This is a genomic window from Brachyspira sp., assembly GCF_050873525.1.
In the GTDB taxonomy this organism is placed as follows: Bacteria; Spirochaetota; Brachyspiria; order Brachyspirales; family Brachyspiraceae; genus Brachyspira.
This window is the reverse complement of record NZ_JBNMIZ010000077.1, coordinates 1-11,482: the sequence shown is the minus strand read 5'-3', so window position 1 is coordinate 11,482 and position 11,482 is coordinate 1. Positions and strand designations below refer to the sequence as shown.

The following is an 11,482-nucleotide window of genomic DNA, read 5'->3' as shown; positions in this document are numbered from 1 at the left end:
TACTCAAATTTTTAAAATAAATAAAAATATAAAATAGGATTAGATTATGCCGACTTATGAATATAAATGCCAAAAATGCGGAAACGAATTTGAAGAGTTTCAATCTATGACGGCGGAAGCGAAAGCCGATTGTCCAAAATGCAGCGGAAAGTCAAAAAGAATGATTTCGTTAAATAGCGGAATAATTTTTAAGGGCAAAGGTTTTTATGTAACCGATTATAAGAATGATAAAAATAATAATGAAGCGAAAAGTTGTCCGAAAGCAGAAACTTGCGCAGATTCAAAATGTCCCGCCGTAAAAACAAAATAAATTGAATAAAAATAATTATGGCTAAAAAAATATCTATAATGAATCTCTCGGAAGACGATTTGGCGAAATTTTGCGAAAGCAACAATTTTCCAAAATTTCATTCTTCGCAAATTTTAAATTGGATATATAAAAAATACGCTACCGATTTTGAAGAGATGAGCGATATTCCGAAAGATTTGAGAGCATCGCTTAAAGAAAATTATTTTATTCATAATTCAAAAGTGGAAAATATATTCGAAGACGAATACGGAACTAAAAAATTATTAATCTCGTTATACGATAAAAAAAAAATCGAATCGGTAATATTGTCTAAAAACGAAAGAGTCACATTTTGTTTGTCGTCTCAAGTGGGATGCGGATATTCATGCGCTTTCTGTTCTACGGGAGCTATGGGACTTTCAAGAAATTTGACTGCGGACGAAATACTGGCGGAATTTATATTAATGAGAGCGATAACGAAAAAAGTCAATTCGATTGTATTTATGGGAATGGGCGAACCTTTGGCAAATACAAAAAATTTATTTAAAGCGATAGAAACTATAAATTCCTATAAGGGATTTAATTTGGGAATAAGGCATATAACGATATCGACAGCGGGAGAGATTACTGGAATAAAACAATTAATAGAAAAAGATTTGGACTGCAGGCTTGCCGTTTCTTTGCATTCTTTGAAAAACGAAGTGAGAGATAAAATAATGCCTATAAATAAAAAATATAATGTGGAAAATTTGATTGCCATATTAAAACGATACAGCAAAAACGGAAAAAGAATGATAACTTTTGAATGGGTTCTTATAAAAGACATTAACGATTCGGTAAACGATGCCTACAGAATAGTCAACTTAAAAAAAGAATTTCCGTTTAAAGTCAATATAATTCCTATGAATCCAGTAGAACATGCTCCAGAACTTAAAAAGCCAAATAAAGATATTACTTTAAGATTCAAATCAATATTGAAAGATAACGGCGTGGAAGTAATCGAAAGATTCAAACAAGGGCAGGATATACTCGCTGGATGCGGACAGCTTGCCATAAAAAACTAATAATTTGATTAAAAATTCCGATATAAAATAATACTTATAAAGTAAAGAAATAAAATTAAATTTTCTGTTAAAGTTGATTCGCATGAAACATAAAAAAATAAAATATACAAGAGTTCAGAGAAGAAGGAATTTTTTTTCCAACAGTTTAACGATTTATCTTATAAAAAAATATTTAATATGGATAGTTTCTTTTGCAATTTTTATTATGTTCGCGAATTTCATGTTGTTAGGAATTCATACATCTTCGAATAATCTTTCCGAAGAAAATCTTTTATCCGAAATATCGCCCGAAACCGACAACAATTTTGAAGAAAATTTAAATAATATTCCAACGGTGACATCCGATGCAAATTCGATTGCAAACTCTTCCGATATTTTCTACGATTATTTGATGGCGGATGATAGTTTAGACAGCGATGGAATAATAGGAATGAAATATGACGAATATACGATAGAAAACGGAGATAATCTAACCGTAATATCAAAAAAAATAGGCGTCAATTTGGATACTTTGGTTAGTGTAAATAGAATAAGCAACGCGAATAAATTGCGTCCAGGACAGAAAATTAAAATTCCAAATCGAAACGGTTTATTATATGCCGTTCAAAAAGGCGAGAGTTTAGAAGAAATTACCGAAAAATACGAAATCGACTTGAATAAAGTTTTATCTTTCAATAAAATCTATGATAAAGACAATATAAACGCGGGAGACGAAATATTTTTACCCGGCGCAAAATATACTTTGGAAGAGAGAATAGATAAATTCGGACAGATGTTTAGTTTGCCTACAAAAGTAACGAGAATAAGCAGCGTTTTTGGTTATAGAGTTCATCCTATTACAAAAGTCAGAACGAAACATATGGGAGTCGATATTCCTGGAAGTTTGAATACTCCCGTTTACGCATCAAGAAAAGGAAAAGTTATATTTGCGGGCTACAGCGGAGGATACGGCAATTTAGTAATCGTTCGTCATGATAAAGGCTATACCACTTATTACGGACATTTAAATAAAATAACTACGAGAGTCGGCGCTAATGTCGGACAGGGAACTATGATAGGAAGAATGGGAAGCACTGGAAATTCAACGGGAAGCCATTTGCATTTTGAAGTGAGAAGAAACGGAGTCGCGTTAAATCCTGTAGATTTTATATCTATATCGAAGTTTATAAGAAAGAGATAATTATCTTTTTCGTTTTATAAAAAATTTCATTATTTCGCTTACATAATCGCTCGAAGTGTCGAGTAATATTTTTTCGATAGAATTTTTTTTAAGAAAATTTAATTTATCTTCCATAATTTTATTCTGCTCGGTTAAATATTTATCTTTTACGGATTTATTACGCATATCAAAATATATATAATCATCGTTTTCTAAGTCGGACATAATCAAAGTTCCGCCGAGATTTGGCAGTTCGTATTCGAGCATATCGTTTACCAAGCATACTATAAAATCATGACGCTTTTTCGTTATATCAATTTCTTTTTTTGGAAGTTCCGAGCAAATATCGGTTATTAAAAAAGTTATACTTCCTCTCGATTGAATTCTGTTAAAATATTCCAAAGTATTCGCTATATTAGTTTTTATATTTTTAGGCTCGAATTCTATAAGCTCTCTTATAATTCTTAAAACATGATTTCTGCCTTTATTTAACGGAATAAATTTTTCAACCGTATCGGTAAAAATTAGAAGCCCTACTTTATCGTTATTTTTCAAAGCCGAAAACGAAAGCAGGGCGGCGACTTCTATTATTAGATTATGTTTTGTTTTTGTAAATCCAAAATCAGTTGAAGCGGAAAAATCAGCCAATATTATAACATTAAGTTCTCGCTCTTCTCTAAATCTTTTTATAAAAGGCTCGCTATATCTTGCGCTAACTTTCCAATCCATCGCCCGAACATCGTCTCCTATCGTATATTTTCTAACTTCGTCAAATTCTATTCCATGTCCTTTGAAAGCCGAATGATACTGCCCCGAAAAATAAGAGTTTACTATTCTTGAAGTTTTTATTTCTATTTGCCGAACTGATTTTAAAAGTTCTTTAGTGGTTATATTTCCATTTCCAAACATTTATTTTCCTAATATTTTTTTATATATCTTTCCATTTCTCTGTCTAAAGTTTTTCTTTTTAAAGTTTCTCTCTTGTCATGCAGTTTTTTTCCTTTGGCAAGCGCAAGTTCAACTTTCACTTTTCCTTTGCTAAAATATAAACTTATTGGAATGAGAGTAAGTCCCTGTTCTTTCACTTTTCCTAATAATCTTTTTATTTCTCGTTTCTTCATTAAAAGTTTTCTTTCCCGCAAAGGTTCATGATTATTTCTGTTTCCAAAATTATACGGAGATATATGCATATTAACTATAAAAAGTTCGCCCTTTTTGAAAGACGCATAACTATCCGACATATTTACCGCTCGTTCTCTTAAGGCTTTAACTTCCGTTCCGAGTAAAACTATTCCCGCTTCGTATTTTTCGAGCAATTCGTAATTAAATAGCGCTTTTTTATTTTTAACTATTTCTCCAGATGAAATATTATTATTTTTTTCTTTTTTATTCTTTTTAGACATAATTTATTTTCCGTATATTTCAGTAAAAGAATTATACTTAAATAAATATATTTGTCAATTTTACGATTAATTTATATTATTAAAATTTGTAAAATATCAGCTTTATATTACTTGACTTTTAAAACTTTTATTATATAATATTTTAAAAAATTAATTAGATTAAAAGGAGTTATAGAAATGTCATCTATTAAACCATTAGCGGACAGAGTTCTATTAAAAATATTGGAACAGGAAGCGAAAACTTCAAGCGGAATATATATCCCAGAAACGGCTACCGAAAAAACTCAAAGAGCCGAAGTTGTAGAAGTTGGCGAAAGCGAAGATATTAAAGTTAAAAAAGGCGACATAGTGATATACGATAAATATGCCGGCATTCAAATCAAAGAAGGCGACGCGGAATATTTAATCGTTAAAAACGAAGAGATAGTCGCTCTTATAAAAAAATAATTTTTTGTGAAAATATTTTGATAAAATTTTATTTTAAGAACATTCATGTTTTGTCGACTGAATGTTCTTTTTTAAATTATTTTTAAGATTATAGTAAATGAAAAAATATTTATTAATAATTATAATGCAGATTTTTGCATCTTTTTTATACGGTGAGGAATCTTCAAATAAATCTCCCGAATATATTTTTACTTACAATAAAGAAAATAATTTTAATATCTCCGACACAAACGCGGTAAACGAAGTTTCTATAATGATAGAAAGGCGCGGATTTCCTCTGGTTAATAGACTCGTTAGATTTACTTCATTAAATCCCGATATTTTTCAATTTGAAACGGAAAATACTAATATAAATAATATAAACGAATTTGATGCGCTCGAAGAAAATAAAAATTATACAAATGTTTTCGTCATTCCTACGGACGAAGACGGAATCGCTACTGCAAAAATCAATTTATTAAAATCTGGAGACGGAATCGTTCTTATGCATATACTTTATGTAGGTTCTACGGGCAACACAAATATATCTTATGAAGAATTTGCTTATATCAATATTAAAGACAATTCTTTTCAATCGAAATTTTTAAATTTGGAAGACGAAAGTTTAAATCCAAAATCATCTATTATAATAGTCGCAACTCTTTTTCCAACATTATTTTTAATTTCAATAGCGCTGATATTTATAAGTTATTTCAGGCATATATATTATGAATACAGAAATATAAAATCAAAAATTGTAATATATACTTTTTTTGGTTTCAGTTCGATAAAAAAGCAGTTTGTTCCAATGATTTTGTTAATCTTTTTAGAACTTTTGGTAATCGGCTTTGTGATAACGATGAATAATTATATATTTTCAATTATATTATTGGTTTTATTTATTGCGGGCTTTACGGTTAAAAGAGAAAAAATGTATTCGATAGGATTTTTTATTTTAGCATGCATTTTTATCATTTATATATATTTGAATTCTTTTATAAATTATTTGGGAATAGAATTTATTTCGCAAAACAATATTATGAGAAATCCTGTTTTTACTTTAATATTATTCTTTATAATCACATCTTTTGTAGGCGGAATATATATCCCCGTTTCAATACTCGCTTTATATAAAGTGGCGTTTGCTTTAAGCGATTTTACTTTTATATTGGCGCTGGTTGGAATATTTTTATCTTCCGTATTTTATATAGTTAAAGTCAAAAAAAATATTCCGTTTTTATACGAACTCGATTTAATAAAGATAAAAGATTAATTGGTAAAATTATGAATAATAAATATAATGTTATAGTTGTCGGAGCGGGACATGCTGGAATAGAAGCCTCTCTATCTTCCGCAAGACTCGGAATGAAAACTTTATTAATATCGATTAACCTTGACACGATAGGGCAAATGTCATGCAATCCTTCAATCGGCGGAGTGGCGAAAGGAACTATAGCTAAAGAAATTGACGCTTTGGGCGGAGAGATGGGAATTTTAGCCGATAAAACTATGATGCAATTTAGAATGCTAAATAGAAGCAAAGGGCGTGCAGTTTGGGCGCCGAGGGCTCAATCGGATAAATACGCTTATAAAGACGAGGCAACAAAAAGTTTATACTCTCAAAACAATTTAACTCTGCATCAAGATATAGTCGATTCATTAATCGTTGAAAATAATATTATAAAAGGACTTAAAACCGAAAGAGGAAGAGAATATTTAAGCGATGCCGTAATACTCACAACGGGAACATTTTTAAACGGACTAATTCATATAGGCGAATATCAAAAGCCAGCGGGAAGAATCGGCGAACTTCCGTCAATTGGTTTGTCGGATAATTTAAGAAATTTAGGATTTGAAGTCGGCAGATTAAAAACGGGAACTCCAGCGAGAGTGGATTTTGATTCTATTGATTTGGATATTTTGGATATTCAGCATGGAGATAATGAAATAGTTCCATTTTCTTTTTTAACGGAAAGTATAAATATAGAACAGACTCCTTGCTATATAACTTATACGGATAAAAATATACATAAACTCATTACCGATAATATTCATTTGTCGCCAATGTATAGCGGAGTAATCAAAGGAATCGGTCCGAGATATTGTCCGAGTATCGAGGATAAAGTTGTGAGATTTGCAGATAAAGAAAGACATCAATTATTTTTGGAAAGAGAAAGCTATAGAACGAACGAAGTTTATATAAACGGTTTTTCTTCAAGTTTACCCGAAGAGATTCAAATTAAAATGATAAGAAGTTTGAAAGGGCTTGAAAATGTGAGAATATTAAAACCAGCTTACGCGATAGAATACGATTATATTAATCCAATAGAATTAAAACCCACTTTGGAAACGAAAAAAATAGAAGGATTATTTTTGGCGGGACAGATAAACGGAACAAGCGGATACGAAGAGGCGGCATGTCAAGGCTTAATGGCGGGAATAAACGCTTCTTTGAAAATACAAAAACGAGACCCTTTTATATTAAAGCGCAGCGATGGTTATATAGGAGTATTGATAGACGATTTGACGACAAGAGGAACGAAAGAACCTCATAGAATGTTTACATCTCAAGCGGAACATAGAATGCTTTTAAGACAGGATAACGCTGACGAGCGCCTTACCGAACTATCTTATAATATAGGTTTGGCAAGCAAAGAAAGATTGGAAAAAGTAAAAGATAAAAAAAAGAAAACTCAAATATTGGTTGATTTTTTGAATAAAAGAACTCTCACACAAAAAGAAACTGAAGAATTGGGATTTGAAAAAGAGGCAAAAGAATTTAGAACAATGACTTTGGCGTCAATAATAAAGCGTCCAGAATGCAATATAAATACCGTTTTGAAATTCGTTGATAACGATTATAATAAAAATGTTTTGGAGAATGCGGAAACTTCGCTAAAATACGAAGGCTATATTTCAAGATATTTGAACGAAATAAAAGATATTGAAAAATACGAGAATATGATTATTCCTGCAGATTTTGATTATTCCACTTTACAAAGCGTGAAGATAGACCAGATAAATAAATTAAAACAATTCAAACCTTATAATATCTCGCAGGCTTTAAGAATTCCAGAAATAGATATGTCCGTTGCGCATGTTTTGATTCTTGCGATAAATAGCCTTAAGAAAAATAAAAGATAGTGTTTTATTAATTTAAAAAATCATTACATCTATTTTATATTCTGTTATATTTTTCATCTATGTCGTTTGGAGTAATAAGAATTTTATTTTTGTATTTATTGAATATATGCGCCTTTTCACAAAATCTGCCTTCGGAGGCGATTTGATATTTGCAGTTGCTTATTAAATAAAAATCTAAATATCCTTTGTCGTTATCGTTTATATCAACCGACATATAGTCGTATTTATTTTTTATTAAAGGAATTAATTTATTTTTCACCCAATCCATATCGTCCGAAAAGAAATATATTTTTAATTTTTCTTTAATTTGTTTGCTTATTTTTTCAATCGATTTAATAAAATAATCTTCGTTCAAATCATATCTTCTATAGTCCACTACCAAATAATCGTTTCTTCTCACATGACAAGCTACGGAATGTTTACAATTTTTAATATCCTTGTAAACGCTTTTATTGTCGTTATCTAATTTTGGAAGAGTATATTTATCCAAATCGAACACTTCATTAAAATCTAATTTTTTAATTTTAGGAAGCCAAGCATTATAAGAATTTAAATAAATGATTTTACGGTTTTGAATAATATCGGTAATATCAATATTTTTATATTCTAATCCGTTTATATAAAAATTTTTTGCAATTTCTATTTCACTATCTGTAGCCGTTTTAAAAGAAAAATCATTAAATATATTTAACAGTTCAAAATTACGATTGTATTTTCCAATATCATCTTTTCCGTAATTGTTATAGAATGAAATATCGTATAAAACTTTCCTGTTATATAATTTTTCAATAGAATATCCAAATCTATATAAACGAAGTTGGTCAGCAAATCCTCCTACAAATTCTACAACTATAAAGCCTGTATTATCATTTGCTACTTTTAATAAAATATCATTTTGTTCTTTAATTTCTAAAATCATATAAACTAATTCTTTAATAAAATCTCTTAATTTTCTAAACGGTATCTACCAAACAATATCGTTCAAATATTTCTTTAATTTTTCGTTAGGCATAATATTCTACGCCTCCCAAAAAATTAAAAATGCAATACAAAAAGCGCTTTTTAGAATAAATGGAAACTAATAAAAAGTTTAAAATATCACTATAGTATTTCGCATGAATTTTATACCAATTTCTAATTTAAATTAACTATAACATTTTATAAAAAATGTCAACACTAATTTCGGTAAATGTTATAAAGAATTATAATAATATATAGACATTTAATATATTAAATATAAAATCGTTTAATATATAATTAAAATTAACAAAAAAAATTAAAAAATAAAATATGATTAGAAAATTTATAAAAAATATTTTTGGAATAGTTTTTCCAAACCATTGTATAATTTGCGGAAATATGATTGAAAGCGAAAAAATGAATTATATCTGTATAGACTGCATAAATAAAAAATTAGACTATATTCATAAAGACGATTATACAAGATGCGAAAGATGCGGAAAATTAATCGAAGATAAAAATAAAACCTGCGCTTGCAAATACGAAGAAATTTATTTTGACGAATGCAAATCTATGCTTTATTATAAAGGCATAACGATTGATTTGATTCATAAAATGAAATTCTCACATAGATATTTGATATGCAGCGATTTCGGAGCGATATTATCTTTTTATTATAAAGACTATATTAAAAAATTTGACGCCGTAACTTTTGTGCCTTTGGGAAAAAATAGATTTTTGGAGCGAGGATATAATCAAAGCGAAATTATAGCGAAAACAATTTCAAAAATTTTGAATATAAAATTGATTGAAAATATTATTGGCAGAAAAAAAGAAACTTATCCTTTAAGTATGATAAAAGATAAAGAATTAAGAAAGTCGACTATAAAAGACGCTTTTAAGATAAATAAAAATTTTAAAAATAATTTGAAAGAAAAAATAAACATTCTAATAATAGACGATGTTTTTACTACTGGAGCGACTTTAAACGAAATATCTTCTGAAATTAGAAAAATAGAAAATATAGGCAAAATTGGAGTTTTAACCGTCGCGAGAGTTTATACAAATTCAATCTAAATATACAATTTTTATTTGACAAATATTGATTAATTTACTAAAATATTAGTATATCAATAAATTATTTAAGGAGATATTTATGTCTTATATAGTTGGATTTGGAGAGATTATGTTAAGGCTTTCGTCTATAGATAACGAGAGACTTTTTCAATCGTTAAAATTAAACGCTACTTTTGGAGGAGTAGAAGCTAACATTTGCGTTCTTGCGTCAATATTTGGATTAAACAGCAGATATATAACCATGCTTCCCTATAATGCGATAGGGCATAAAGTGGAAGAATTGCTTTTGAGTCATAAAGTCGACACTTCGGCTATAGCTTGGGGCGGAAAAAGATTAGGAATATATTTTGTGGATAAAGGAAATAATTATAGAACTTCAAATATTATTTACGATAGAGAACATTCTTCAATATCGGAAGCCAATATAAAAGATTTTGATTGGGATAAAGTTTTTGATAACGCGTCTTATTTTCATGTAAGCGGAGTCACTCCCGCACTTACTCAAAGCGCAGCAGATTTAACTTTATATGCCGTTAAAGAAGCGAAGAAAAGAAATATAAAAGTTTCCTGCGATATTAATCATAGAAAAAAATTATGGAAATACGGTAAAAAAATTGAAGAGGTTATGCCTGAAATAGTAAAATACTCCGATATAGTATTTGCAAACGAATACGATGCGATAAAAATATTGGGAGTAGATAGCGATTTAAATGTAGATTCTGAAATAAGCGATGAAGATTATAAAATCGTAATGGATAAACTTACTCAAAAATATTCGCTTGAAACCGTTATAACCACAAGAAGAGAAACTATAAATTCAAATCATAATAATATATCCGCTTTGCTTTATAATAATAAAAATCTTTATAAATCTAAAAAATACGATATTACAAATATAGTCGATAGAATAGGAACGGGAGATTCTTTTGCGGCGGGGATACTTTCGGGTTTGAATATGTTTAAAGATTATCAATATATTTTGGAATTTGCGACAGCGGCGTTTTGTATAAAGCATACTATTCCCGGCGATTGGAATTTAACGACAAAAGAAGAGGTAATATCTCTTATGGAAAGCTCCGAAAAATTGGATGTAAAAAGATAAATTAATTTTTGAAATAATCTGGAAATTTGTTTTTTAATAATTCCAAATCTTCGGTTACATGACTTAAATGAGTTTCGATTAAAGAAACCGCTTTTTTAGAATTTTTTTCTTTAACCGCTTGAAATATATCTTGATGTTCTTTTAATGTTCTATTTCTATTTGTTAATGTTTTGTTTTTATCCATTTCTATAATATTAAATATTCTCGCTCTGTTAATATGTTTCATAGAATCTTTGACTATACTATAAGCAAGTTTTTTATTCTCTATCAAAAATAATATTTTATGAAATTGATTATCTATATCCAATAATTTATATAAATCGTCATTTTTTATATTTTTCTTATATTGAGAGATATTTTCATTTAATAAAATTAAATCTTCATTAGAATGTTTATCGCAAGCCGTTTTAATTATTTCTTTTTCTAAAGTTCTTCTTATAAAATTAGTTTCGTCTATTATATCAATGTCTATTAAAGAAACCCTGCTCGCTTTTTGAGGATAGATTTCTATAAAATTTGCTTTCTCCAATCTTGAAAAAGCTTCTCTAACTGGAGTTCTGCTAATATCAAGCATATCGCTTATTATTTTTTCGCTTATAAAAGTTCCCGGCGGAAGCGACATATTTATTATATTATATTCGATAACTCTGACTGCATAATCGCCTATCGATTCATTTTTTTCTTTTTTGAGGGCTTTAAATTTTTTTAAGTTGTCGTCATTATTTTTCAATTTGGACATATTAATTTGATATAATCCTTATATAATTTTAGTCATTAATTTAATTATAAATAATAATATATATTTTGCAATAAATTAAATATTTTCATTATTTTCTGGTAGTTTTTTCCCGTCTGGAC

12 protein-coding genes are annotated in these 11,482 nt (G+C 28.8%); 8 read left to right on the top strand and 4 right to left on the bottom strand.

All coding sequences use genetic code 11. The annotated features are described in order from the left end of the window. Positions 1-46: 46 nt before the first annotated feature. From ACR0QS_RS06760 to ACR0QS_RS06750, 3 genes are all read left to right on the top strand, one after another. Positions 47-310 carry an FmdB family zinc ribbon protein gene (locus tag ACR0QS_RS06760; RefSeq protein ID WP_432632679.1) on the top strand — a complete coding sequence of 88 codons (264 nt, stop codon included), beginning with the start codon at positions 47-49 and terminating at the stop codon, positions 308-310. Positions 311-327: 17 nt separating this feature from the next. Then, positions 328-1,353 carry a 23S rRNA (adenine(2503)-C(2))-methyltransferase RlmN gene (gene rlmN / locus ACR0QS_RS06755; RefSeq protein WP_432632678.1) on the top strand — a complete coding sequence of 342 codons (1,026 nt, stop codon included), beginning with the start codon at positions 328-330 and terminating at the stop codon, positions 1,351-1,353. 82 nt (positions 1,354-1,435) lie between these two features. Next, positions 1,436-2,533 carry a peptidoglycan DD-metalloendopeptidase family protein gene (locus tag ACR0QS_RS06750; protein ID WP_432632677.1) on the top strand — a complete coding sequence of 366 codons (1,098 nt, stop codon included), beginning with the start codon at positions 1,436-1,438 and terminating at the stop codon, positions 2,531-2,533. Here ACR0QS_RS06750 and ACR0QS_RS06745 read toward each other — a convergent pair whose 3' ends face one another. Both ACR0QS_RS06745 and smpB read right to left on the bottom strand, forming a co-directional pair. Then, positions 2,534-3,421, bottom strand: coding sequence for a DUF58 domain-containing protein (locus ACR0QS_RS06745; RefSeq protein WP_432632676.1), 888 nt, complete (start codon positions 3,419-3,421; stop codon positions 2,534-2,536). An 8-nt stretch (positions 3,422-3,429) separates the two neighbouring features. Further along, positions 3,430-3,915, bottom strand: coding sequence for an SsrA-binding protein SmpB (gene smpB / locus ACR0QS_RS06740; RefSeq protein WP_432632675.1), 486 nt, complete (start codon positions 3,913-3,915; stop codon positions 3,430-3,432). Between the two features lie 177 nt (positions 3,916-4,092). Between smpB and ACR0QS_RS06735 the strand changes: the two genes are divergently transcribed. From ACR0QS_RS06735 to mnmG, 3 genes are all read left to right on the top strand, one after another. Continuing rightward, a complete protein-coding gene (locus ACR0QS_RS06735) occupies positions 4,093-4,362 on the top strand; it encodes a co-chaperone GroES (RefSeq protein ID WP_432632674.1) in 270 nt (89 codons plus the stop codon). A gap of 97 nt (positions 4,363-4,459) precedes the next feature. After that, a complete protein-coding gene (locus ACR0QS_RS06730; RefSeq protein ID WP_432632673.1) occupies positions 4,460-5,614 on the top strand; it encodes a hypothetical protein in 1,155 nt (384 codons plus the stop codon). Positions 5,615-5,625: 11 nt separating this feature from the next. Beyond that, complete coding sequence (gene mnmG, locus ACR0QS_RS06725) at positions 5,626-7,485, top strand: tRNA uridine-5-carboxymethylaminomethyl(34) synthesis enzyme MnmG (protein WP_432632672.1); 1,860 nt, start codon at positions 5,626-5,628, stop codon at positions 7,483-7,485. Between the two features lie 34 nt (positions 7,486-7,519). Here the strand turns inward: mnmG and ACR0QS_RS06720 are convergent, their stop codons facing one another. Further along, positions 7,520-8,404, bottom strand: a complete 885-nt coding sequence (locus ACR0QS_RS06720) for an alpha-1,2-fucosyltransferase (RefSeq protein ID WP_432632671.1) — start codon at positions 8,402-8,404, stop codon at positions 7,520-7,522. Between the two features lie 371 nt (positions 8,405-8,775). Between ACR0QS_RS06720 and ACR0QS_RS06715 the strand changes: the two genes are divergently transcribed. After that, the gene (locus ACR0QS_RS06715) at positions 8,776-9,522 is read left to right on the top strand and encodes a ComF family protein (protein ID WP_432632670.1); all 747 of its coding nucleotides are present in this window, start codon (positions 8,776-8,778) and stop codon (positions 9,520-9,522) included. Positions 9,523-9,601: 79 nt separating this feature from the next. Further along, positions 9,602-10,624 carry a PfkB family carbohydrate kinase gene (locus ACR0QS_RS06710; RefSeq protein ID WP_432632669.1) on the top strand — a complete coding sequence of 341 codons (1,023 nt, stop codon included), beginning with the start codon at positions 9,602-9,604 and terminating at the stop codon, positions 10,622-10,624. A 1-nt stretch (position 10,625) separates the two neighbouring features. Here ACR0QS_RS06710 and ACR0QS_RS06705 read toward each other — a convergent pair whose 3' ends face one another. Beyond that, positions 10,626-11,363, bottom strand: a complete 738-nt coding sequence (locus ACR0QS_RS06705; RefSeq protein ID WP_432632668.1) for a GntR family transcriptional regulator — start codon at positions 11,361-11,363, stop codon at positions 10,626-10,628. Positions 11,364-11,482: the final 119 nt, after the last annotated feature.